The sequence below is a fragment of the Streptomyces sp. UNOC14_S4 genome (genome assembly GCF_020740835.1).
GTDB lineage: Bacteria > Actinomycetota > Actinomycetes > Streptomycetales > Streptomycetaceae > Streptomyces.
On the sequence record NZ_JAINFC010000056.1, the window covers coordinates 1 to 23,618 of the forward strand.

At 73.4% G+C, this 23,618-nt stretch carries 18 protein-coding genes and 1 riboswitch; of the genes, 6 read left to right on the forward strand and 12 right to left on the reverse strand.

Going from position 1 to position 23,618, the window contains the following annotated elements; genetic code table 11:
- Positions 1 to 114: 114 nt before the first annotated feature.
- Both K6I34_RS07740 and K6I34_RS07745 read right to left on the reverse strand, forming a co-directional pair.
- A complete protein-coding gene (locus K6I34_RS07740) occupies positions 115 to 915 on the reverse strand; it encodes an inositol monophosphatase family protein (RefSeq protein ID WP_229323530.1) in 801 nt (266 codons plus the stop codon).
- Between the two features lie 15 nt (positions 916 to 930).
- Positions 931 to 2,115, reverse strand: coding sequence for a ferrochelatase (locus K6I34_RS07745; RefSeq protein ID WP_229323532.1), 1,185 nt, complete (start codon positions 2,113 to 2,115; stop codon positions 931 to 933).
- 216 nt (positions 2,116 to 2,331) lie between these two features.
- Here K6I34_RS07745 and K6I34_RS07750 point away from each other — a divergent pair, with 216 nt between their 5' ends.
- Together K6I34_RS07750 and K6I34_RS07755 are read left to right on the forward strand one after the other, a co-directional pair.
- Positions 2,332 to 3,633: an MFS transporter gene (locus K6I34_RS07750; protein WP_229323534.1), complete on the forward strand. Its 1,302-nt coding sequence runs from the start codon at positions 2,332 to 2,334 to the stop codon at positions 3,631 to 3,633.
- Positions 3,563 to 4,912: a D-arabinono-1,4-lactone oxidase gene (locus tag K6I34_RS07755; protein WP_229323536.1), complete on the forward strand. Its 1,350-nt coding sequence runs from the start codon at positions 3,563 to 3,565 to the stop codon at positions 4,910 to 4,912. Before K6I34_RS07750 ends, K6I34_RS07755 begins: the two co-directional genes overlap by 71 nt.
- Positions 4,913 to 5,022: 110 nt before the next feature.
- Here the strand turns inward: K6I34_RS07755 and K6I34_RS07760 are convergent, their stop codons facing one another.
- Positions 5,023 to 6,135 (reverse strand): hypothetical protein, encoded by a 1,113-nt coding sequence (locus tag K6I34_RS07760; RefSeq protein WP_229323538.1) that lies wholly within the window; start codon positions 6,133 to 6,135, stop codon positions 5,023 to 5,025.
- Positions 6,136 to 6,480: 345 nt separating this feature from the next.
- On the opposite strand from K6I34_RS07760, the gene sepH reads away from it, so the two are divergent.
- Positions 6,481 to 7,551: a septation protein SepH gene (gene sepH / locus K6I34_RS07765; protein ID WP_229323540.1), complete on the forward strand. Its 1,071-nt coding sequence runs from the start codon at positions 6,481 to 6,483 to the stop codon at positions 7,549 to 7,551.
- Between the two features lie 169 nt (positions 7,552 to 7,720).
- On the opposite strand, the gene K6I34_RS07770 is transcribed toward sepH, so the two are convergent.
- Positions 7,721 to 8,563, reverse strand: a complete 843-nt coding sequence (locus K6I34_RS07770; RefSeq protein ID WP_229323542.1) for a sulfurtransferase — start codon at positions 8,561 to 8,563, stop codon at positions 7,721 to 7,723.
- Positions 8,564 to 8,855: 292 nt separating this feature from the next.
- On the opposite strand from K6I34_RS07770, the gene K6I34_RS07775 reads away from it, so the two are divergent.
- The gene (locus K6I34_RS07775) at positions 8,856 to 9,656 is read left to right on the forward strand and encodes a VOC family protein (RefSeq protein ID WP_229323544.1); all 801 of its coding nucleotides are present in this window, start codon (positions 8,856 to 8,858) and stop codon (positions 9,654 to 9,656) included.
- Here the strand turns inward: K6I34_RS07775 and K6I34_RS07780 are convergent.
- The 4 genes from K6I34_RS07780 to K6I34_RS07795 all read right to left on the reverse strand — a co-directional run bounded on the left by K6I34_RS07780 (position 9,631) and on the right by K6I34_RS07795 (position 15,372).
- Complete coding sequence (locus K6I34_RS07780) at positions 9,631 to 10,302, reverse strand: thymidine kinase (RefSeq protein WP_229323546.1); 672 nt, start codon at positions 10,300 to 10,302, stop codon at positions 9,631 to 9,633. The genes K6I34_RS07775 and K6I34_RS07780 overlap by 26 nt on opposite strands.
- 70 nt (positions 10,303 to 10,372) lie before the next feature.
- Complete coding sequence (locus K6I34_RS07785) at positions 10,373 to 11,593, reverse strand: alkaline phosphatase family protein (protein ID WP_229323548.1); 1,221 nt, start codon at positions 11,591 to 11,593, stop codon at positions 10,373 to 10,375.
- On the reverse strand, positions 11,593 to 12,180 hold the full coding sequence (locus tag K6I34_RS07790; RefSeq protein WP_229323550.1) for a DUF5998 family protein: 588 nt from the start codon (positions 12,178 to 12,180) through the stop codon (positions 11,593 to 11,595). The genes K6I34_RS07785 and K6I34_RS07790 overlap by 1 nt, the downstream gene beginning before the upstream one ends.
- Before the next feature lie 366 nt (positions 12,181 to 12,546).
- Positions 12,547 to 15,372, reverse strand: a complete 2,826-nt coding sequence (locus tag K6I34_RS07795; protein ID WP_229323552.1) for a bifunctional GNAT family N-acetyltransferase/acetate--CoA ligase family protein — start codon at positions 15,370 to 15,372, stop codon at positions 12,547 to 12,549.
- 142 nt (positions 15,373 to 15,514) lie between these two features.
- Here K6I34_RS07795 and K6I34_RS07800 point away from each other — a divergent pair, with 142 nt between their 5' ends.
- Complete coding sequence (locus K6I34_RS07800; RefSeq protein ID WP_046925618.1) at positions 15,515 to 15,796, forward strand: HPr family phosphocarrier protein; 282 nt, start codon at positions 15,515 to 15,517, stop codon at positions 15,794 to 15,796.
- A 254-nt stretch (positions 15,797 to 16,050) separates the two neighbouring features.
- Here the strand turns inward: K6I34_RS07800 and K6I34_RS07805 are convergent, their stop codons facing one another.
- From K6I34_RS07805 to K6I34_RS07820, 4 genes are all read right to left on the reverse strand, one after another.
- Positions 16,051 to 16,770 carry a GntR family transcriptional regulator gene (locus tag K6I34_RS07805; RefSeq protein ID WP_229323554.1) on the reverse strand — a complete coding sequence of 240 codons (720 nt, stop codon included), beginning with the start codon at positions 16,768 to 16,770 and terminating at the stop codon, positions 16,051 to 16,053.
- Between the two features lie 261 nt (positions 16,771 to 17,031).
- Positions 17,032 to 17,835 carry a M23 family metallopeptidase gene (locus K6I34_RS07810; RefSeq protein WP_229323556.1) on the reverse strand — a complete coding sequence of 268 codons (804 nt, stop codon included), beginning with the start codon at positions 17,833 to 17,835 and terminating at the stop codon, positions 17,032 to 17,034.
- Between the two features lie 13 nt (positions 17,836 to 17,848).
- Positions 17,849 to 18,003, reverse strand: a riboswitch (cyclic di-AMP (ydaO/yuaA leader).
- 285 nt (positions 18,004 to 18,288) lie between these two features.
- The gene (locus K6I34_RS07815) at positions 18,289 to 19,656 is read right to left on the reverse strand and encodes a pitrilysin family protein (protein ID WP_229323560.1); all 1,368 of its coding nucleotides are present in this window, start codon (positions 19,654 to 19,656) and stop codon (positions 18,289 to 18,291) included.
- Positions 19,657 to 19,685: 29 nt separating this feature from the next.
- Positions 19,686 to 21,035, reverse strand: coding sequence for a pitrilysin family protein (locus K6I34_RS07820; RefSeq protein ID WP_229323562.1), 1,350 nt, complete (start codon positions 21,033 to 21,035; stop codon positions 19,686 to 19,688).
- A 248-nt stretch (positions 21,036 to 21,283) separates the two neighbouring features.
- Here K6I34_RS07820 and K6I34_RS07825 point away from each other — a divergent pair.
- Positions 21,284 to 23,618 (forward strand): DNA topoisomerase (ATP-hydrolyzing) subunit A (locus K6I34_RS07825; RefSeq protein WP_229323558.1); only part of this gene is annotated, 2,335 nt, incomplete at its 3' end.

A 23,618-nucleotide genomic window follows, 5' to 3' on the forward strand; every position in this document is an offset into this window, starting at 1 on the left:
GACCCCCACCCAGCCCGTCCGGCGTTTGAGGACATGCCCGAAGGGCATGCCCGCCGCAGGCGGCAACGGCGGGGTAGCCGAACGGCCACGGAAGGAGCCACTGGCAGCGGTGCCTCAGTCGTGCCAGGCGCCCAGGGCCTCCAGGCGGGACTGCAGGCGCTCGAAGAGGCCCGACGGGGCCGCCACCGTCAGTTCGGGGGATTCGGGGACGCCGGGGCGGCCGCCCGTGAGGGCGTCGGCCTCGCGGGCGATGAGGGCGCCCGCCGCGTAGTCCCAGGGGTTGAGCCCGCGCTCGTAGTAGCCGTCGAGCCGGCCGCAGGCCACGTCGCACAGGTCGATCGCCGCGGACCCGCCGCGGCGGATGTCGCGGACTTCCGGCAGGAGCGTGCGGAGCACCTCCGCCTGGCCGGCCCGGCGGGTCGTGAGGTAGCCGAAGCCGGTCGCGACGAGCGCCTGGTCGAGGGCGGGCGCCGGACGCACCCGCAGGCGGCGGTCGCCGAGGAAGGCGCCCGCACCGCGCACCGCGCGGAAGGTCTCGCCGCGCATCGGCACGGTGACCACGCCGACCGCGGTCTCGCCGTCGATCTCGGCGGCTATGGACACGGCCCAGCTGGGCAGGCCGTACAGATAGTTGACCGTGCCGTCGATCGGGTCGACGACCCAGCGCACGCCGCTGGTGCCCTCGCTGCTGGCGCCCTCCTCGCCCAGGACGCCGTCGTCGGGGCGGCGCTCGGCGAGGAAGTCGGTGATCAGCTTCTCGGCGGCGATGTCCATCTCGGTGACGACGTCGATGGGGCTGGTCTTGGTGCTCGCCACGCCGAGGTCGGCCGGGCGGCCGTCCTTGAGCAGCGCTCCCGCGCGGTCGGCGGCCTCCAGGGCCACGGCCAGGAGTTCGGCCTTCAGGGTGTCGCTCACGGTGCTCCTCGCTCCTTACGCGTACGGGCTGTCGGCACCCGCGGCGGCCGGGCGCGGTGCGCGGGCCGGACAGCAGCCGACGGGACAGAGGTCGTGGCCGGGGCCGAGCGTGCCGAGGGCGCAGCGCTCCGGCCGCTCGCCGCGCTCGGTGGCGGCGCGCTCCAGCACCAGCTCCCGGACGGCGGCGGCGAAGCGCGGGTCCGCCCCGACGGTGGCGGCGCGGGCGACCGGCAGGCCGAGCCCGGCGGCCTTGGCGGTGGCCTCGGTGTCGAGGTCGTACTTGACCTCCATGTGGTCCGAGACGAAGCCGATCGGGACCATCACCACGGCCGGCGCGCCCTCGCCGTGGAGGGCCTCCAGGTGGTCGCAGATGTCGGGCTCCAGCCAGGGGATGTGCGGGGCGCCGCTGCGCGACTGGTAGACGAGCCGCCAGGGGCGGTCGGCGCCGGTCTTCTCACGGACGGCGTCGGCGATCAGCCGGGCGACGTCGAGATGCTGGGCGACGTAGGCGCCGCCGTCGCCGTGGCCCCCGGCCGGGCCGGAGGTGTCCGCGGCGGCCGTGGGGATGGAGTGCGTGGTGAAGGCGAGGTGGGCCCCGTCGCGCACGTCCTCGGGGAGCGAGGCGAGTGCCTCCAGCGTCGCGTCGATCATGGGCTGCACGAAGCCCGGGTGGTTGAAGTAGTGCCGCAGCTTGTCGACGCGCGGCGGCGTGATGCCCTCGCTCTCCAGGGCGGCCAAGGCGTCCGCGAGGTTCTCGCGGTACTGGCGGCAGCCGGAGTACGAGGCGTAGGCGCTGGTGGTGAGCGTGAGGACACGGCGGTGGCCGTCGGCCGCCAGCTCGCGCAGGGTGTCGGTCAGATACGGCGCCCAGTTGCGGTTGCCCCAGTAGACGGGCAGGTCGACGCCGTGCCCGGCGAAGTCCTCGCGCAGCGCGGCCAGCAGCTCGCGGTTCTGGCCGTTGATCGGGCTGACGCCGCCGAAGAGGAAGTAGTGCTGCCCGACCTCCTTGAGGCGCTCGCGCGGGATGCCCCGGCCGCGGGTGACGTTCTCCAGGAACGGGACGACGTCGTCCGGCCCTTCGGGGCCGCCGAAGGAGAGCAGCAGCAGGGCGTCGTACGGGGCCGTCGCCTGCCCGGCCGGCCGCGCCGTCCCCTGAACCGCCCGCTGCTCTGCTCGCTGATCTGCTGGCTGATCCGACATGGTCCGATCCTCCCATCCGCCACTGACAGCCGGGAAATGACCGTGCATCGCACGCATGTACCCACGTAAGCTGTATCGGCCACCTACATCCCTTACCGGCAACCTCACCCTCTGTACACCGCCGCGGTACGCAGCCCTCCGGGCTCCGTGTGCCGCGCCCGCTTCCGTTTCTCCGCTTCCGTTTCCGCTTCCGTTTTCGACCCCTGGCGGCGCACCTTGCCCAGTTCCTACCGCGCCATATTCGCGGCCCCCGGCACCAAGAGCTTCACCGCCGCCTCCTTCCTCGGGCGGATGCCGCTGTCGATGACGGGCATCGGCATCGTGACGATGGTGTCCCAGCTGACCGGCCGCTACCGGCTGGCCGGCGCGCTGTCCGCGACCCTCGCGATCGCCGCGGCCGTGCTCGGCCCGCAGATCTCCCGGCTCGTCGACCGGCACGGGCAGCGCAGGGTGACGCGCCCGGCGACCCTGATCGCGCTGGTCTCGCTGGCCGGGCTGCTGATGAGCGCGCAGCAGCGGTGGCCCGACTGGCTGCTCTTCGTCTTCGCGACGGGAGCGGGCTGCACGCCGAGCGTGGGGGCGATGGTCAGGGCGCGGTGGGCGGAGCTCTACCGGGGCCGCAGCGAGCTGCACACGGCGTACGCCTTCGAGTCCGTCGCCGACGAGGTGTGCTTCATCTTCGGCCCGATCCTGTCGATCGGGCTGTCCACGGCGTGGTTCCCGGAGGCGGGCCCGCTGCTGGCCGCCTGCTTCCTGGCCGTCGGCGTGTTCTGGCTGACCTCGCAGCGCGCCACCGAGCCCGTGCCGCACCCGCGCGAGCAGCACTCGGGCGGCTCCGCGCTGCGCTCCCCCGGCCTCCAGGTGCTGGTGGTGACCTTCGTGGCCGTGGGCGCCATCTTCGGCACGGTCGACGTGGTGACCGTCGCCTTCGCGGAGGAGCAGGGCCACAAGGCGATGGCGAGCGTGGTGCTCGCGGTGTACGCGCTGGGCTCGTGCACGGCGGGCGTCGTCTTCGGGCTGCTGCGGCTGTCGGGCGAGCCCGCCCGCCGCTGGCTGCTGGGCGTCTGTGTGATGGCCGTGAGTATGATCCCCCTCCAACTGGTCGGGAGCCTGCCGCTCCTGGCCGTGGCGCTCTTCGTCGCGGGGCTGTCCATCGCGCCGACCATGGTGACGACGATGGCCCTGGTGGAGCAGCACGTACCGCGCGAGAAGCTGACCGAGGGCATGACCTGGACGAGCACCGGGCTCGCGGTCGGCGTGGCGCTGGGCTCGTCGGCGGCCGGCTGGGTGGTCGACGCCGAAGGCGCCGGTTCGGGGTATGTGGTGGCCCTGGGGGCGGGGGCGCTCTCGGCCGCGGTGGCGTTCCTCGGCCTCCGCCGGCTCCACAAGCCGGCGCCGCAGCGGCCGGGTGGACTCGTGCCGCAGGCAAGGGGAGGGTCCGACGCACATGACGAGCACGACCGGAACCACGAGCGGCACGAGCGGCAGGAGCGCCAGGACACGGGGCGCGTGGCGTAACTGGGCGGGGAACGTCACCGCCCGTCCCGCACGGACGGTGACACCGGCGAGCACCGCGGAGCTCGCCGAGGCGGTGGCCGGGGCCGTCGCGGACGGCCTGCCGGTCAAGGCGGTCGGCACCGGCCACTCCTTCACGGCAGCGGCCGCCACGGAAGGACTGCTGATCCGCCCGGAGCGGCTGACCGGGCTCCGCGCGGTCGACCGGGCGGCCGGAACCGTGACGGTGGCGGCGGGCACCACCGTCCGGCAGCTCAACGAGACACTGTCGGCGCACGGCCTGTCGCTGGCCAATATGGGCGACATCATGGCGCAGACCGTCTCCGGGGCGGTCAGCACCGGCACCCACGGCACGGGCCGCGACTCCGCCTCGCTCGCCGCCCAGATCCGGGCCCTGGAGCTGGTGACGGCGGACGGCTCGGTGATCGGCTGCTCCGCGGACGAGAACCCGGAGGTCTTCGCCGCGGCCCGGCTGGGGCTCGGCGCGCTCGGGGTGATCACCGCCGTCACCTTCGCGGTCGAGCCGGAATTCCTCCTGCGGGCCCGCGAGGAACCCATGGCGTTCGACCGGGTGACCACCGAATTCGATCAGCTCGTCGCCGAGAACGAGCACTTCGAGTTCTACTGGTTCCCGCACACCAGCGGCTGCGTCACCAAGCGCAACAACCGCACCGCGGGTCCCGCGGCCCCGCCCGGCAGACTGAGCGCCTGGGTCGAGGACGAGCTGGTGGCCAACGGCCTCTTCCAGGCCGTGTGCACCGTGGGCCGGGCCGTGCCCGCGGCCGTCCCCGGCATCGCCAGGGTCGCGAGCCGCGCCCTGTCGGCCCGTACGTACTCCGACGTCGCCTACAAGGTCTTCACCAGCCCGCGCCGGGTGCGCTTCCTGGAGATGGAGTACGCCGTGCCGCGCGAGGCGGCGATCGCGGCGCTGCGCGAGGTGCGGGCGGTGGTGGAGCGGTCGGGCTTCCGGGTGAGCTTCCCCGTCGAGGTACGGACCGCGCCCGCGGACGACATCCCGCTGTCGACGGCGTACGGGCGGGACACCGCCTACCTCGCCGTCCACATGTACCGGGGCACCCCGTACCGGGCCTACTTCACGGCCGTCGAGCAGATCATGACGGCCCACGGGGGACGGCCGCACTGGGGGAAGCTGCACAGCAGGGACGCGGAATACCTCGCCGGGGCCTATCCGCGCTTCGCGGAGTTCACCGCGCTGCGGGACCGGCTGGACCCGGGGCGCACCTTCGGCAATCCGTACCTGCGGCGTGTCCTGGGAGCCTGAAGCATGCGCGCCGCCGCGGTGTACGCCCGCGTACGCCGCGGCGCAAAAACGTCGGGCGGGCCGGAGATTCCGGCCCGCCCGACGTTCGCTATTGCGACGACGCCCGCCCGTTAGGGGGTGCCTGCGGCCGCCGCGTTCTGGCCCTGCGGGGGCTTGGAGTCGCCCTGGCCGCCGCTGGAGCCCTGCCCCGAGGTGGTGCCGCCGTTGCCCTGGCCGGTCGACGTGCCGCCCTTGCCGCCGTCGGGCGTCGGGACCACCGGGTTGCTCGGGTTCGGCTTCGGCGACGGACCGCCGGTCGTGCCGCCCGTGCCGGGCGACGTCGACGGGTCGGGGGACTGCTTGCCCCCGCCGCCCTGGTGGGAGGCGTCGGGGTCCGGCGTCGCGCCGCCCGTACCGCCCTGCCCGTGTTCCCGGCCGCCGTCCTGCGACTGACCCGGCGTGGGGGTGTGCGAGGGCTTCTTGTCCTGCTTGTCGTCGGACTTCCCGCCACCGCCGGTGAAGATCTGGCTGACCGACGTGCCCTTCTCGCCGTTCGAGGTCCCGCCCAGGACGAACATCTCGACCGCCGTGACCGTGCCCATGGCGAGCGCGAAGACCGCGGCCGCCGCGAGCACCGGGCGCTTCCAGCCGCGCAGCCGGGTGCCCTGCGTTTCGCCCGGCGTGTACTCGGCACTGAACCCGACGTTGTGCTGATCACCGTACGGACCGGCGTGCGGCGCTCCGTACGCGCCCGCGTACGGAGCGCTCTGTCCCGGCGCGTGGCCCGCGCCGTGCAACAGCTGGGTCGCATCCTCCGCGGGCAGCGCCTGGGTCGCGTCCAGCGGCCCGGCACCCCGCAGGACCTGCGTCGCGTCCGCCCCGTGGCCCTGGCCCGCCTGGGGCAGCAGCTGGGTGCCGACCGTGTCCGGGTGCCCGTCCTGGAGCCGCCGCACAGCGCGCCCCGCGTCCCGCACGGGCACCTGGCGCAGCTTCGGCTTGGCCGCCTGCGTCGTCGCCTCGCGCAGCTGCTCACCCGTACGCCGGAACAGGTGCTGGAAAATCGTGCCGCCCGACGTGGCCACGACACTCACCACGCCCGCGCCGAGGACGGTTCCGTACACGCCCAGCTTGCCCGCGAGCAGCGCGGCCACGACCGCCGCCAGAGCACTTCCGGCGACCTGCGCGAGGCTCAGCTCCAGACCCTTCTTCTTGGGTTTTGCCTCGCTATCGCCTTTTCCGTCCATCTCCCGCCTCTGTGTAGCCTTCGATCCTCTTGCAGGTAGAAGGGACATTCGAGCGTAACGAACAGTTCCGATTCGGGCGATTGTGTGAACCTCGACACCCGTACGGCGGACATCCGGACTGGCGCCCCGGATCAACTCCCTTCTCTTGCGTGAACTTCGATGGCGCGCCGATCCACCCCCCGTGGCCCGAATGGAGTACTGTGGCGAGCCCTGGCCCCGGTGTCCCGTCGGGCTGCCCGGACCCGAACGGGAGGGGCCAGGCGGCTCTCGCCCCGTCAACTCGGCAATGTTGTGGCAGGCTGCACCCGGGCAGGCCACACTCGACTAGCGGAAGCAGCGACGCAGGTGACGTCGGCAGGCACCACCCGGGAGGTCCCCATGCCCGAACTGCGTGTCGTGGCCGTCTCCAACGACGGCACACGGCTGGTGCTCAAGGCTGCGGACAGCACGGAGTACACCCTCCCCATCGACGAGCGCCTGCGTGCCGCGGTCCGCAACGACCGCGCCCGCCTGGGCCAGATCGAGATCGAGGTGGAGAGCCATCTCCGGCCTCGCGACATCCAGGCGCGCATACGTGCGGGTGCCTCCGCCGAGGAGGTGGCACAGCTCGCGGGCATCCCCGTGGAGCGGGTCCGCCGCTTCGAGGGTCCGGTGCTCGCCGAGCGCGCCTTCATGGCCGAGCGCGCTCGCAAGACACCGGTGCGCCGCCCCGGCGAGAACTCCGGCCCGCCCCTCGGTGAGGCGGTCACGGAGCGCCTGGTGCTGCGCGGTGCCGAGAAGGACAGCGCCCAGTGGGACTCGTGGCGTCGCGACGACGGCACCTGGGAAGTGCTGCTCGTCTACCGGTCGGCAGGTGAGCCACGGGCCGCGAGCTGGACGTTCGACCCGCCGAGGCGGATCGTTCAGGCGTTGGACGACGAGGCCCGGGCGCTCATCGGCGAGGCCGACGACACGCCCGAGCCGAGCTTCCCGTTCGTGCCGCGCATCGCCCGGCTGCCGCGCGACCGCCCCCTCGACCGGACGCTGGACCGCCAGTCGTCCGGCCCGGCGGAAGCGGACGGCGGCACCACTGACGATCAGGGCAAGGAGCGGGACTCCCTCACGAGCCTGCTGGAGGCCGTGCCCAGCTTCCGGGGCGACATGGTCGTGCCGGAGACACCGTCGGTGCCGCCCATGGCCGAGGAGGGCGGCGAGGAGCCGGAGGCCGTCGAGCCTCCGGCCGCCAGCGCGGGTGCGGGTGCGGGTGCCGCTTATGCGGACGTGCTCATGCCACGGTCCGTGGCGGGGCACCGCGACCGGCTCACCGGTACGACGGACCGCCAGGCGGAGGCGGACGGCGTACGGCCCGGCCGCCGGGCGGCCGTGCCGAGCTGGGACGAGATCGTGTTCGGCACGCGCCGCAAGAAGCAGGATTGACCATCCGTCACCTCGTAGTTTTGGCTGAGGGGTGACGGGTGGTCGCGCCTACTGGGGTGCCTCTTGCGCTTGGCGCGCGCCTGCGGGTTCGTTGTGGCTGGTCGCGCCCACGCGGCGGAGCCGCACAATGTCACAGCCCCGCGCCCCTTCGGGGCGCCCCCCTGTCTCGTCAGCCCGGCTGCGGGCCCGTCGCCACCGGGCGGGTCGGGTCGTTGGACCATTCGCTCCAGGAGCCCGCGTAGAGGGCCGCGGGGATGCCCGCGATCGCCAGTGCCACCAGTTGGTGGGCGGCGGACACGCCCGAGCCGCAGTAGACGCCGACCTCGGTGCCCGGCGTGCCGTCCACGCCGAGTGCCGCGAAGCGCGCGGCGAGTTCCGCGGCGGGGCGGAAGCGGCCGTCCTCGGTCACGTTCTCGTTCGTCGGGGCGGAGACCGCGCCGGGGATGTGGCCGGCGACCTTGTCGATCGGTTCGGTCTCGCCGCGGTACCGCTCCCCCGCGCGGGCGTCCAGCAGCACCCCGCGGCGGGCCAGTGCCGCCGCGCCGTCCGCGTCCAGCAGCGGCAGCGCGCCGGGGGCCGGGACGAAGTCCCCCGCGCCCTCCGGCGACGGGCCCTTCTCCAGGGTCCCGCCTGCCGCCGTCCACGCCGGGAGTCCTCCGTCGAGCACTCGTACGGAGGAATGCCCGGCCCAGCGCAGCATCCACCAGGCGCGGGCGGCGGCCCAGCCCGTACCACCGTCATAGGTGACGATGTCGCGGTCGGCGCTGACGCCCGCGCGCCGCATGGCCGCCCCGAACTCCTCGACGTCCGGCAGCGGGTGCCTGCCGCGCGCCCCGGGCGGATCCGCGAGTTCGGCCTCGAGGTCCACGTAGGCGGCGCCGGGGATGTGCCCCGCCTCGTACTCCGGGCGGCCGGGCGGTCCGCCCATCTGGTAACGGACGTCGAGCAGGACGGGGGGCCGCTCCCCCGCCTGCGCGTTCACGAGTTCGGCTGCGGTGATGATGGGGTTCATGGCACCCATCCTGACGCAACGGGGCCTGCGCGTAAGGCCCTCTGGCGGGGTGACGTACAACTGCTCGATACTGGACGGCGCTCCCGATACTGGACGGCAACCGCGCCGCAACGGTACCGAAACGCGAATGCGGGCATTCTCCTGCGGGAACCCGTGAATCCCGGCGCGGCCGGGGGGCGCGCCGTGGCAGGTGGTGCAAACATCTGGACGTGCCCCGTCCCGTACCACCCCGCGCGCCGTGGTCCGGCGCGGGACGCGCGCCCACCGGCGATGGTCCGAGGAGAGAGTGACGATGACCGAGGTTTGGGGCTCCACCCGGCAGCACAGCACCAGGGGCGTCCGGCACGCTCCGGGCACCCCCTGCTGGACGAGCCTCCTGGCGCACGACCTGGAATCGATCAAGAGCTTCTACAGCGGCCTGTTCGGATGGGCCTACTACAACCCGGGACCGCGCCGACTCGGTCCGTACGTACGTGCCACGATCGACGGCCAGGACGTCGCGGGCATCGGCGGGCCGGCGCCCGGCCGCCGGCTGCCCAGCGCCTGGACCACCTATCTGGCCAGCGACGACGCGGACCGGACCGCGGAGTGGATCCGCTCCTCCTGCGGCACGGTCGGGGTGGGTCCGCTGGCCGCCGAGAACGCGGGGCGGCTGGTGCTCGCGTGCGACCCGGCCGGGGCACCGTTCGGGGTGTGGCAGGGCGAGCGGCCGGCCCAGCCGGCCGGGGCGCCGGGCACACCGGCCCGGCACGAGCTGGTGACGCGCCGGGCGTCCTCGGTCGTCGCCTTCTACCAGGGACTGTTCGGCTACGAGACCGATCCCGTGGACCCGGCCGGGGCCGACTCCCTCACCCTGCGGCTGGCGGGCCGCCCGGTGGCCGTGATCCACGGCGTGGGCGCCGCCCTGCCGCGTACGCGGGGGCCGCACTGGATGACCTCGTTCGAGGTGCCGGACACCGACGCCGCGGCGCGGCGCGTCACGGAGCTCGGCGGACGGGTCCTCACGCCCCCGCACGAGAGCGCGGCCGGGCGGGTGGCCACGGTCGCGGACCCGGAGGGCGCCGTCTTCACCGTGCTGCGGTCGGCTCGCTAGCGGAGTCCACGGGCAGCACGTCGGGCGAGAGGGTCGCCGCGCGGGCCGCGGCAGCCGTGAGCCGACGGCGGTGGTGCCGCCTGCACAGCACCTCGTAACCCACCACGGCCTCGGGCTGGTTGACGTCGCCGACGACGACCTGGGCGCCCTCGACGACCATCTGCCCGCCGACCGTGCGGGCGTTGTGCGTGGCCCGCGCGCCGCACCAGCAGAGCGCCTCGACCTGGAGGACCTCGATCCGGTCGGCGAGCTCCACCAGGCGCTGCGAGCCCGGGAAGAGCTTGGTGCGGAAGTCGGTGGTGATACCGAAGGCGAAGACGTCGAGCCCGAGGTCGTCCACGACGCGGGCGAGTTGGTCGATCTGTTCCGGCGCCAGGAACTGCGCCTCGTCGGCGATGACGTAGTCCGCGCGGCCGCCCGCCGACAGGTGGGCCACGATGTGCGCGTAGAAGTCGAAGCCGTCACCCGCCTCGACGGATTCGGTGACCAGACCGAGCCGGGAGGACAGCTTGCCCTCGCCCGCCCGGTCGTTGCGGGTGTAGATCATCCCCTGGAGACCGCGGGCCGAACGGTTGTGCTCGATCTGCAGAGCGAGGGTGCTCTTTCCGCAGTCCATCGTTCCGGAGAAGAACACCAGCTCGGGCATGGGGGTGCCATGGCCTTTCATACGCAAGGGAATTGGGGGGGAAGTGGGGGGACAGACGATTCGTGTGGGGTCAGGAGCGCACTTCGAGGAGTGGGACGAGCTGCTCCACGGGTGTCATGGAGCCGTGCAGGCCCACCATCTGGGACTCGTTGGGCTCGGTCTCGGTTGCGACGATCGCGACGTCGTCGCGGGCCGCGGCGACGACGTCGCCGATGCGCTCGTAGACCCGGTCGTCGACGCCGTCGCCGGGGCGGCCGAACCAGCCCGCCTCGATGGCCTCGTCGCGTCCGGCGACCCACATCCGGTCACCGAGCACCTCGCGCCAGACGGCCAGCACATCGGCGGCGGCGCCGGGCACCGCGTAGACGTGGCGGGCACGGGCCTCGCCGCCCAGCAGGGCGACTCCCGCGCGCAGCTCCCAGTCCTCGTCGAAGTCGATGCGCGACTCCGGGTCGAACGGGATGTCGATCATGCCGTGGTCGGCGGTGACATAGAGCGCCGAACGGGGCGGCAGCTGCTCGGCGAGCCGCTGGGCGAGCCGGTCCACCCGCATGAGCTCGCTGCGCCACTCGTCGGAGTCGACGCCGAAACGGTGGCCCTTGCCGTCCACGTCGCTGTAGTACGTGTAGACGAGCGCGCGGTCGGAGGCGGCCAGCCGGGCGGCGGCGAAGTCCATCCGGTCCTCGCCGGAGAGCCTGCCGTGGAAGGTGCCGCCGCTCAGCGCGATCTTCGTCAGCGGGGTGTGCTGGAAGTCCGGAGAGGACACCTGGCAGGTGGGCACCCCGGCCGCGTCCGCGAGCTGGAAGACGGTCGGGTAGGGCTGCCAGACGTGCGGGTCGGTCCAGGGGCGCCAGCGCAGCTGGTTCATCAGCCGCCCGGTCGCCGGGTCGGCCACGGTGTAGCCGGGCAGGCCGTGGGCGCCCGGCGGCAGGCCGGTGCCGACCGAGGCGAGCGAGGTCGCGGTGGTGGACGGGAAACCGGCGGTCATCGGACGGCCGGTGCCGTTCATCGACGTGCCCAGCAGGGAGTGCAGGAAGGGCGCCTCCGCGGGGTGGGCGCGCAGCAGCTCCCAGCCGAGGCCGTCGATCAGGAAGACGCAGACCCGGTCGGCCGGGGCCAGCTCCATCCCGGCGGTGAGGCCGGGCACGCCGAGGTGGGCCGCGACGGACGGGAGCAGCTCGGCGAGCGAGCCGGTGCCGTAGCGCGGCAGGGGCGCGGAACGCGGGTCGAGAAGGGCGGGCTCGTGCCAGGCCTGGCCGGATGTCGTACGGCCTTCCGTGAAACCGGCCATCAGCGGGTGGTCGCCGCGGTCGCCTCGGAGAGCGCCTGCGCGAACGCGAGGGCCTGCCGGACCGTGTCCGGGCCATCACCCGCTTCGCTGACGCGCAGGCTCAGGTCGTCGGCGGTGGACGAACCGGTGTAGCCGTGGTCGGCGTCGCAGTTGGGGTCGCCGCACGCGGCGGGCTCCAGGTCGATCCGGGACACCGCGCCCCAGCCGATGGTGAGCACGACCTCACGGGGCAGGGTGCCCGGGGTGTACGCCTCGGGGTTGGCGACGACGCGGCTCAGCACCACGGAGGAGATCCGGTCGATCTTCACGGACTCCGTGGACGTGGTGGCGTACGGCGACGGGGACGTGCCGTCGGCGGCCTGCTCGTCGGTGTGGCTGACGATGAAACGGGTGCCCGTGAGGACCAGCACCGTGACGTGACGACGGACCTCGTTGGAGTCGAACGTCGTCTCCTGGTGCACCAGGTACGACGAGACCGGCTCCCCGCCCACGGCGGCCTCCACCGCCTCGGCCACGAGGGCCGGGTAATAGCCGCTGCGCTCGATGGCTGCGCGCAGCCCCTGGGTCGTCGTACCGGTCTTCGCCATACGCCCATCCTACGGGGCGGACGTGGCCGTTCGGTGCCCTGTGTCCTCGCCGGACGGGCTCCGGGTCCGGGTGCGGCTCGGTGGTCCGGGTGCGCCCACCGGGGTGTCTCTTGCGCTCCGCGCGCGGGTGCGGGCCGGCGGCCCGTTGCGCTCACTGGCCTGCCGCCCAGGCCCAGTGGGCGGCTGCGGGCCGTGCGTGGCCGGTCGCGCAGTTCCCCGCGCCCCTGACGGGGCGCGCCCCGTCGGCCGAACTCCCGCCTCACCCCCGTTTGTGGGCAGGCGTTCCGCACGGCGGAACGGGTGGGCACAAACGGACCCACCGGCCGCAACCGACCACTCAGGGGGGTCCGGGGGCGGAGCCCCCGGTCAGACCGCCGGGAGGCTGCGGGGCCCCAGGTCCGTGCGGGCCGGGGCCGGGGCCAGGCGGATCGTCGCGCCCAGGACATGCACACCGTGCGGCGCCACGATCACCGGCTCCAGGTCCGCCCCCACCACCTCCGGGTGGTCGTCCACGAGCCGCGACACCCGCAGCAGCAGCTCCTCCAGCGCCCGCGTGTCCACGGGCGCGGCCCCCCGCCAGCCGAAGAGCAGCGGCGCGGTCCGGATCGAGCGGATCTGCTCCGCCGCGTCGCGGTCCGTGACGGGGACCAGCCGGTGCGCGGTGTCCCCGAGGAGCAGCGACGGCGCCCCGGCCAGGCCGAAGGAGAGCACCGCGCCCGCCGCTGGGTCGATGGCAGCCCGCACGACCGTGTCGACGCCGCGGGGCGCCATCGACTGGACGACGAGCCGGATCTCCTCGGGCTTGCCGAGCAGCTCGGTCAATTCCGCGTAGGCACGGCGCAGTTCCGTCTCCCCGCCCAGGTCGAGCCGGACGCCACCGAGGTCGGCGCGGTGGCGCAGGTGCGGGGCGGTGGGCTTGAGGGCGACGGGGAAACCGAGCCGGTGCGCGGCGCGGACGGCGCTCTCCGGATCGGGGGCGGGCAGCGCGGGCAGCACGGCGATCCCGTAGCGGGCGAGCAGCCGCTGGGTGTCGGCGGCGGAGAGCGTGACGGCGCGCGGGCCGGTCAGGGGGGCCGGGCTCGCGCCGTGGGCGGCGAGCAGCACGTCGATGTCGGCGGCGGCCCCGGCTTCGTCGATGTCGTCGTACTCCGGCACGCGGCCGGGATCGGCGGCCGTCTGGCGCCGCCACCGGGCGTACCGGGCGGCCTCGGCCAGCGCGCGCACGGCGCGCTCGGCGGCGGGGTAGGCGGGGATCCGCACGGAGGGAGCGCGCTCACCGTCCTCCGCGGCGTCCTGCTCCTCCTGAGGCTGCCCCACAGGAGGCCGCTCCGCCGGGAGCGGCTCGGCGGCCAGCGCTTCCGCCAGGCCCGGGATCTCCAGGTGGACGACGGTGACGGGTTTGGCGACCGGGGTCGTGGCCACCGCGTCCCGCAGTGCCGCCGCGAGGTCCTCGGCGGAGGCGTCGCCGACCCAGGGGATGGCCGTGACGACGACGGCGTCGCACTCCTCGTCGGTGAGGGCGTCCACGAGGGCGGCGCGGAAGTCGGCCGGTCCGGCGGAGGTGGTCAGGTCGTACGGGGGCTGCGGGCGCAGCCCGTCCGTGAGGCAGGCGTCGTAGGTGAGCAGGGCGAGGGACTCGGAGTTGCCGAGGATGGCGACGCGGGGGCCCGCGGGCAGCGGCTGGGAGGCGAGGAGGAGCCCGGTGTCGGCCAGTTCGGTCACGGTGTCGACGCGTATGACGCCCGCCTGCCGCAGCAGGTCGGAGACGGTGGCGTCGGGGATGCGGGTCGTGGGCACGGCGTGCCCGGCGGGGGCGGTGCCGCCGTGGCGGGCGCCCTTGACCACGACGACCGGCTTGCGGGCGGCGGTGCGCCGGGCGAGGCGGGTGAACTTCCGGGGGTTGCCGATGGACTCCAGGTACATCAGGACGACGTCGGTGCCCGGGTCGTCGTGCCAGTACTGGAGGAAGTCGTTGCCGGAGACGTCGGCGCGGTTGCCCGCGGAGACGAAGGTGGAGATGCCGACGAGCCCGGCAGCGCGCCGGTGCAGCCCGGAGAGCAGGGCGATGCCGATCGCCCCGGACTGGCTGAAGAGCCCCAGGCGCCCGGCGGCGGGCAGCTCGGGCGAGAGGGAGGCGTTGAGGAGGGTCCCGGGGGCGGTGTTGATCAGGCCGAAGGCGTTGGGCCCGATGATGCGCATGCCGTACGAGCGGGCCTGGCGGACCAGCTCGCGCTGCCGGTCGCGCCCGTCGGCGCCGCTCTCGGCGTAGCCCGCGGACAGGACGAGCAGGCCCTGGACACCGTGCTCGCCGCACTCGGCGACGACGGAGGGCACCTGCTCGGCGGGGACGGCGACGACCGCGAGGTCGACGGGGTCGTCCACGTCGAGGATCGAGCGGTGGGCGGGGACCCCTTCGGGGTGGAGCCGGGAATGCCCGTCGGGGAAGGACCGGTTGATCGCGTATGTGCGGCCGGTGAAACCGCCCGCGAGGAGGTTCCTCAGGACGGCGCGGCCCATGCCGCCGGGCTCGCGGCCGGTGCCGATGACGGCGACGGAGCCGGGGGCGATGAGGCGCTGCACGGAACGGGCCTCGGCGCGCTGCTCGCGCGCCCGCTGCACGGCCAGGGAGCGGTCGGTGGGCTCCAGGTCGAGCTCCAGGCGGACGACGCCGTCCTCGAAGCTGCGCTTCTGGGTGTAGCCCGCGTCCGTGAACACCTTGATCATCTTGGTGTTGGCGGGCAGCACCTCGGCGGAGAAGCGTCGGATGCCGCGCTCGCGGGCGACGGCGGCGAGGTGCTCCAGCAGGGCGGAGGCCACGCCGCGGCCCTGGTGGGCGTCCTGGACGAGGAAGGCGACCTCCGCGTCGTCGGCGGGGCCGGAGGCCGACAGTCCGCGGGAGTCGACGCGGTCGTAGCGGACGGTGGCGATGAAGTCTCCGCCGACGGTCGCGGCGAGGCCCACCCGGTCGACGTAGTCGTGATGGGTGAAGCGGTGCACGTCACGGTCGGAGAGCCGGGGATAGGGGGCGAAGAAGCGGTAGTACTTCGACTCGTCCGAGACCCGCTCGTAGAACTTGATCAGCCGTTCCGCGTCGTCCGCGGTGATCGGACGGATCTGCGCGGTGCCGCCGTCGCGGAGCACGACGTCGGCCTCCCAGTGGGTCGGGTACGCGTGCTCGGACGGCGTCTGCATGGGCCAAGCGTAAGGCCGGGCACCGACAGTCCGTCCCGGTCGCGTGCCCGGTCGGGGCGGGGGAAGGTGGGGGCAGCCGGAGCACTGCGCCCCCTGTGCAACACTGGTCTAGACAACTGTCAACGACTTGAAGGGCAACACCATGGCTGAGCGCCGCGTCAACGTCGGCTGGGCCGAGGGCCTGCACGCGCGTCCCGCGTCGATCTTCGTCCGTGCGGCGACGGCCGCGGGCGTCCCCATGACCATCGCCAAGGCCGACGGCAACCCCGTCAACGCCGCCTCCATGCTGGCCGTGCTGGGCCTGGGCGCCCAGGGTGGCGAGGAGATCGTGCTGGCGTCCGACGCCGAGGGTGCCGAGGCGGCGCTCGACCGCCTGGCGAAGCTGGTCGCCGAGGGGCTCGAGGAGCTCCCGGAGACCGTCTGACTCACCAGTCACACGCACGCGCGCGGCGGGGCCGCGGCGGCCGATCGAGGCCGTCGCGGCCCCGTTGTCTTTTTCCGGCCGTTGACGGCCGTTGACGGCTGTTCCCAGTCGTTTCCGGTCGCCTTTCCGCGTCCTTCGGCGTCCGCCGTCGCCCTTCGCCGTTCCTCGCCGCTCTCCGTTTCCCGCGTCGCACGCGCCCGGCGTGAATTCCCCGGGCGGCGAGGGGCACGGCGGCCGCGAATAGCGGTGCCCCGTCAGGAACGCGAAGCGGCGGCGGGCAGAGTGTGTTCGGCATTGCGCGCACGGCCCGGGCGGGCGGGGCGGCGCAGCCGGTATTCGCCGGGCGCGCGGCCGGCGCGGGCCGCGGCGATCGAGCGCGCCCGCTCGGCGTCGCCCCGGACGATCGCGTCGACGAGCGTGCCGCGGACCTCCCAGTCCCGCACGGGCCGCAGGGGCGGCTCCGGCACGTACACCCAGGCGATCTTGAGCCGGAGCTGGGTGAGCAGCGCGGCGAGGCTGGTGCTGCCGGAGGCCTGGGCGAGGGTCTCGTCGAACCAGTCGTCCAGGGGGCGGAGCTCGGCGGTCCGCCCGGACCTGGCCCGGTCCTGCCCCAGCTTGACCAGCCCGCGGAGCACCTTGAGGTGTGCCTCGGTGCGGCGCTGGGCGGCCCGGGCGGCGCCCAGGGGCTCCAGCAGGGCGCGTACCTCCAGGAGGTCGGCGGCCTCCTGCTCGGTGGGCTCGGCCACGCAGGCGCCCGCGTGGCGGCGCGTGGTCACGAAGCCCTCGGAGGCGAGGGTGCGCAGCGCTTCGCGCACCGGCACGCGCGAGACTCCGTAGCGGCGGGCGAGCAGCTCCTCGATGAGCCTGCCGCCGGGCGGAAAGGTGCCGGAGACGATGTCGTCACGAATCGCGGTGCATACGGCCTGGGTGGAAATTCTGCGGCTGTCGGGCTCCGCTTTGTCATAGCCGTTCACGTACGGCTTCGCATGGGTGAACCTCCGCAATGACCCCCGCGAAAGGCGGCCGATCGACGCCTGTCCGGCGACTCTATTGCAGACGTCCGCGATTTCCGATGGCGCGGCCGGAACCATCGATCCGTTTTGGCCACCGCGAGGGCGCCGGTCCCGGCCAACACGAGCGCCCGACCGCGACCGGCGCGAAGACCCTGCTCCGGCCGACGCGAAGGCCCCGGTCGGTGACCGGGGCCTTCGGGAAATACGGTGGCGCGGCGCGCGTCAGACGGAGACGCCGTGCTCGCGCAGGTACTCGACCGGGTCGATGTCGGAGCCGTAGGTCGGGGCCGTGCGGGCCTCGAAGTGCAGGTGCGGGCCGGTGACGTTGCCGGTGGCGCCGGAGAGGCCGATCTGCTGGCCCGCGGTGACGCTCTGGCCGACGGACACGTCGATGGACGACAGGTGGCCGTACTGCGTGTAGGTGCCGTCGTTGTGGCGGATGACGACGTTGTTGCCGTACGCGCCGCCCCAGCCGGCCTCGACGATCGTGCCCGCGCCCACGGCGTGGACCGAGGTGCCCGACTCGGCGTGGAAGTCCACACCGGTGTGGCTGCCGGAGGACCACAGGCTGCTGGAGGCCTTGTAGCCGGTCGAGACGTACGAGCCGTCGATCGGGCTCACGAAGAGGTTGAGGCGCTGGCGCTCCTGCTCGCGGGTGACGCGCTCCTGCTCCTTGCGCTCGGCCTCGGCCTTGCGCTTGGCCTCGTCGTCGGCCTTCTTGACCTCGGCGGCCTGCTTCTTGGCGGCGGCCTCGGCCTGGAGGCGGATGGCGGCCTCGTCGGCGGCGCTGCGCTGGACCTCGGCCTGCTCGCCGACGCGGTCGGCGGTGTCGTCACCGATCACGAGGGCCTGGGTCAGGCCCGTGTCCTCGACGCGCGGGGCGTCGTCGGTGGCGGCGAGGGCCGGGGCCGCGAATCCCGCGACCACGCCGGTGGCCGCGAGGCCGGCTATACCTGCGACGTTCGCTCCGGCACGGACGGCGCGGCTCGGGCGGCGGTGCTTACCGGTGGGGCGGGTGAACGCCATGGGTACGGCTCGTCCTTTCCTTCCTTCTCGCCTACCGGGTTAGCTGACGGGTTCGGAGCAGGAAGGTCTCCTACGGTTTCCTCGGAGAGGAACCCGATTCACCCCAGGGACATGTGGGTCCCCGGCTCCCCTGGCTCGCGCCGTACGGGGACTCGGCGATGGCTGCCCGGGGCCGCGGGTGCGACTCACGTCTGACGAACAGCCGCTCCGACGCTAGACGGCGCCGCTTTCGAACAACAAACAGAACTCATGTTTTGTGGCGTACGCCACAGAACAGAGGCGCAACCAGTCCACCAATTCGGACATAAGGGAGGCGCGTGGGACCGACAGGCCCCGCGCGCCTCACCATGACGGATCTCACCCGGAGCTCACCCGGAACTCACGGAGCGTCAGCCGCCCTGGGCCCAAAGGCCCTCGACCCGGCGGCCCGGTGGTTCCGGTGACCCGGCGGCCTCAGCCGCCGATGACGGTGACCTCGCCGATGCCGAGCGCCTTGACGGGCTCCTCGATCTGCGCGGCGTCACCGACGAGGACGGTGACGAGCCGGTCGACCGGGAAGGCGCTGACGGCGGCGGCGGTGGCCTCCACGGTGCCCGTCTGCGCGAGGCGCTCGTAGAGCCGCGCCTGGAAGTCGTCCGGCAGGTACTGCTCGACCTGGTCGGCGAGCGTGCCCGCGACGGCCGCGGCGGTCTCGTACTTGAGCGGCGCGACACCCACGAGGTTCTGCACGGCGGCGTCGCGCTCGGCGTCGGTCAGGCCCTCGGCGGCGAGGGTCCGCAGCACCTTCCAGAGGTCGTCCAGGGCCGGGCCGGTGGAGGCGGTGTCCACCGAGCCGCTGATGGCCAGCATGGCCGCGCCGGTGCCCTCCGGGGCGGAGCGCAGCACCTGGCCGAAGGCCCGTACGCCGTAGGTGTAGCCCTTCTCCTCGCGCAGGACGCGGTCCAGGCGGGAGGTGAGGGTGCCGCCGAGGCAGTACGTGCCGAGGACCTGGGCGGGCCAGACGCGGTCGTGCCGGTCGGCGCCGATCCGGCCGATCAGCAGCTGGGTCTGGACGGCGCCGGGGCGGTCCACGATCACCACGCGGCCGGTGTCGTCCGCGGTGACCGGCGGCACGGGGCGCCGCTCCGCGGGGGCGCCGGTCCAGGCGCCCAGGGTGTCGGCGAGCGCAGCGTCGAGGTCGACGCCGGTGAAGTCGCCGACGACCACGGCGGTCGAGGTGGCGGGCCGGACGTGCGCCGCGTAGAAGGCGCGCACGGCGGCGGCGTCGATGCGCTCGACGGTCTCCTGGGTGCCCTGGCGGGGGCGGGACATCCGGGAGTCGGCCGGGAAGAGGTGCTGCGAGAGCGCCATGGCCGCGCGCCGGGCCGGGTTGGCCAGCTCGTGCGGGATCTCGTCCAGGCGGTTGCGGACGAGGCGCTCGATCTCGCTCTCGGGGAAGGCGGGGGCGCGCAGCGCGTCGGCGAGCAGCGTGAGCGCCTTGGTGAGCCGGGAGGCGGGCACCTCCAGCGAGAGCCGGACACCGGGGTGGTCGGCGTGCGCGTCGAGGGTGGCGCCGCAGCGCTCCAGCTCGGCGGTGAACTCCTCGGCCGTGTAGGTGTCGGTGCCCTCGGACAGGGCGCGCGCCATGATGGTGGCGACGCCGTCGAGGCCCTCGGGCTCGGCGTCCAGCGGGGCCAGGAGGTTGACCTCCACGGCCACGATCTGCTGACCGGGGCGGTGGCAGCGCAGCACCGTGAGGCCGTTGGGCAGCTGGCCGCGCTCGGGGGCGGGGAAGGCCCAGGGGGTCGCCTCGCCGGCCCGCGGCTGCGGGTGGAAGGTCATCGAAGGGCCTGCGGTGGCCACGGCGTCGCTCACTGGGCCGTCTCCTCGTCGTTCCGGTCCTGCGCGGTCTCGTCGGCGGCGGGGGTGACCGGCTCGTACACCAGCACGCCGCGGTTGTCGGGGTGCAGACGGGCCTTGGCCACTCTCTGCACCTCCTCCGGGGTGATGTCCAGGACGCGCTCGACCGCGGTGAGGGCGAGCTGCGGGTCGCCGAACAGCACGGCGAAGCGGCACAGTTCGTCGGCGCGGCCGCTGACCGTGGCGAGCCGGTCCAGCCACTCGCGCTCCAGCTGGGCCTGGGCCCGCTCCATCTCCTCCGGGGTGGGGCCCTCGGTGGCGAAGCGGGCGAGCTCCTCGTCGACGGCGGACTCGATGTCGGCCACCTCGACGCCGCCGGACGCCTTGACGTCCAGCCAGCCGACCGAAGGCGCGCCCGCGAGCCGCAGCATGCCGAAGCCGACGCCGACGGCGCTGCGGTCCCGGCGGACGAGGCGGTTGTAGAGGCGGGAGGACTCGCCGTGGCCGAGGACGGTCAGGGCGAGGTCGGCGGCGTCGGCGTCGCGGGTGCCGTCGTGCGGGAGGCGGTAGGCGGCCATGAGGGCGCGCGCGGGCACCTCCTCGCGGACGACCTCGCGGATCTCCTTCCCGACGGTGTCGGGGAGGGCGCCGTCGCGCGGCGGCTGCTTGGCGTCGTGCGCCGGGATGGAGCCGAAGTACTTCTCGATCCAGGCGAGGGTCTGCTCGGGGTCGATGTCGCCGACGACCGACAGGACGGCGTTGCCGGGCGCGTAGTACGTCCGGAAGAAGGCGCGCGCGTCCTCCAGGGACGCCGCGTCCAGGTCGGCCATCGAGCCGATCGGGGTGTGGTGGTACGGGTGGCCGTCGGGGAAGACCATGGCGGTCAGCCGCTCGAAGGCGGTGCCGTAGGGGACGTTGTCGTAGCGCTGGCGGCGCTCGTTCTTGACGACGTCCCGCTGGTTCTCCATGGACTCGTCGTCGAGCGCGGCGAGCAGCGAGCCCATGCGGTCGGCCTCGAGCCACAGGGCCAGCTCCAGCTGGTGGGCGGGCATGGTCTCGAAGTAGTTGGTGCGCTCGAAACTGGTGGTGCCGTTGAGGGAGCCGCCCGCGCCCTGCACCAGCTCGAAGTGGCCGTTGCCCTCGACCTGTGCGGAGCCCTGGAACATCAGGTGCTCGAAGAGGTGGGCCAGGCCGGTACGGCCCTTGACTTCGTGGCGGGAGCCGACGTCGTACCAGAGGCAGACCGCGGCGACCGGGGTCAGATGATCTTCGGAGAGCACCACCCTCAGGCCGTTGGCCAGGCGGTGCTCGGTCGCTGTCAGGCCGCCGGAACCGGCCTGTTGCGTGGCCGTGTGACCCATGGGCATGTACGTCCCTTCGATCCGCGTGAAATCCCGCGTGGAGGCTCGCGATGGCTCGCGGCGCTCGCGTGATGAACAGTCCTGTCACTGTATGCAAGCGCGCTGACATCTGGCGAAGTTCCCGGCACGGTGCCCTCTTACGGACGGGTCGGTTGTCGGCGTTGTCAGTGGGGCGGTCCACAATGGTCGACGTCAACCGACGTCAGTACCGCCCGCCTCGGCAATCGATCGAAGGAGCAGCAGCCGCGATGGCCCGCCGCAGCACGAAGACCCCGCCGCCGGACGACTTCGAGGAGCGCATCCTCGACATCGACGTCGTCGACGAGATGCAGGGCTCCTTCCTCGAGTACGCCTACTCGGTCATCTACTCGCGCGCCCTGCCCGACGCCAGGGACGGTCTCAAGCCCGTCCACCGTCGCATCCTCTTCCAGATGAACGAGATGGGCCTGCGCCCGGAGCGTTCGTACGTGAAGTGCGCACGCGTCGTCGGCGAGGTGATGGGCAAGCTGCACCCGCACGGTGACGCCTCCATCTACGACGCGCTGGTGCGCATGGCCCAGCCGTTCTCGATGCGGGTGCCGCTGGTCGACGGCCACGGCAACTTCGGCTCGCTGGGCAACGACGACCCGCCCGCGGCGATGCGCTACACCGAGGCGCGGATGGCGGCGGCCACCTCGCTGATGACGGAGTCCATCGACGAGGACACCGTCGATTTCGCGCCGAACTACGACGGCAGCGAGCAGGAGCCGGTGGCCCTCCCGGCCGCCTATCCGAACCTGCTGGTCAACGGCTCGTCCGGGATCGCGGTCGGCATGGCGACGAACATGCCGCCGCACAACCTGGGCGAGGTCGTCGCCGCCGCCCGGCACCTGGTCCGGCACCCGAACGCCGACCTCGACACCCTGATGAAGTTCGTCCCCGGCCCGGACCTGCCCACGGGCGGCCGGATCGTGGGCCTCGGCGGCATCCGGGACGCCTACGAGACGGGCCGCGGCACCTTCAAGATCCGCGCCACGGTCTCCGTGGAGAACGTGACGGCCCGCCGCAAGGGCCTCGTGGTCACCGAGCTGCCCTTCACGGTCGGCCCGGAGAAGGTCATCTCCAAGATCAAGGACCTGGTCGGCGCCAAGAAGATCCAGGGCATCGCCGACGTCAAGGACCTCACGGACCGCGCGCACGGCCTGCGGCTCGTCATCGAGGTCAAGAACGGCTTCAACCCCGAGGCCGTGCTGGAGCAGCTCTACAAGCTGACGCCGATGGAGGAGTCCTTCGGCATCAACAACGTGGCGCTGGTCGACGGGCAGCCGCTGACCCTGGGCCTGAAGGAGCTGCTGGAGGTCTATCTCGACCACCGCTTCGAGGTGGTCCGGCGCCGCAGCGAGTTCCGGCGCACCAAGCGCAGCAACCGGCTGCACCTGGTCGAGGGTCTGCTGGTGGCGCTCGTCGACATCGACGAGGTCATCAGAATCATCCGTTCGAGTGAGAACGCCGCGCAGGCCAAGGAATCCCTCATGGCGCGCTTCTCGCTCTCCGAGGTCCAGACGCAGTACATCCTCGACACCCCGCTGCGCCGGCTCACGAAGTTCGACCGGGTCGAGCTGGAGTCGGAGCGCGACCGGCTGACCGCGGAGATCGAGGAGCTGACCCGCATCCTGGAGTCGGACGCGGAGCTCCGCAAGCTGGTCTCGGGCGAACTGGCCGACGTGGCGAAGAAGTTCGGCACCGACCGGCGCACCGTGCTGCTGGAGTCGGCGGGCGCCCCGGCGTCGGCCGTGCCCCTGGAGGTCGCGGACGACCCGTGCCGGGTGCTGCTCTCCTCCACCGGCCTGCTGGCCCGTACGGCGACCGGCGAACCCTTCCTCGAGGACGGCGAGCGGAGCGCGAAGCGCGTCAAGCACGACGTGATCGTCTCGGCGGTACCGGCCACGGCCCGCGCCGACGTGGGCGCGGTGACGTCCCTGGGACGCCTGCTGCGGCTCCCCGTGATCGACCTGCCCCGGCTGCCGGAGACGGCGGCGGCCCCCAGCCTGGCGGGCGGCGCCCCGGTGTCGGAGTTCCTGTCGCTGGAGGAGGGCGAGCGGCTGGTCTGCCTCACGACGCTGGACGAGTCCTCACCGGGCCTCGCGCTCGGCACGGAGCAGGGCGTCGTCAAGCGCGTGGTCCCGGACTACCCGGCGAACAAGGACGAGCTGGAGGTCATCACCCTCAAGGAGGGCGACCGCATCGTGGGCGCGGTCGAGCTCCGTACGGGCGAGGAGGACCTGGTCTTCATCACAGACGACGCGCAGCTGCTGCGCTACCAGGCGGGCCAGGTGCGCCCGCAGGGCCGCCCGGCGGGCGGTATGGCGGGCATCAAGCTGTCGGAAGGCGCGAAGGTGATCTCCTTCACCGCGATCGACCCGGCGGCGGACGCCGTGGTGTTCACCGTGGCGGGCGCCGCGGGCACTCTGCTGGGCGACTCGGGGACGTCGGCGAAGCTCACACCGTTCGACCAGTACCCGCGCAAGGGCCGCGCGACGGGCGGCGTGCGCTGCCAGCGCTTCCTCAAGGGCGAGGACTGCCTGGTCCTGGCCTGGGCAGGCG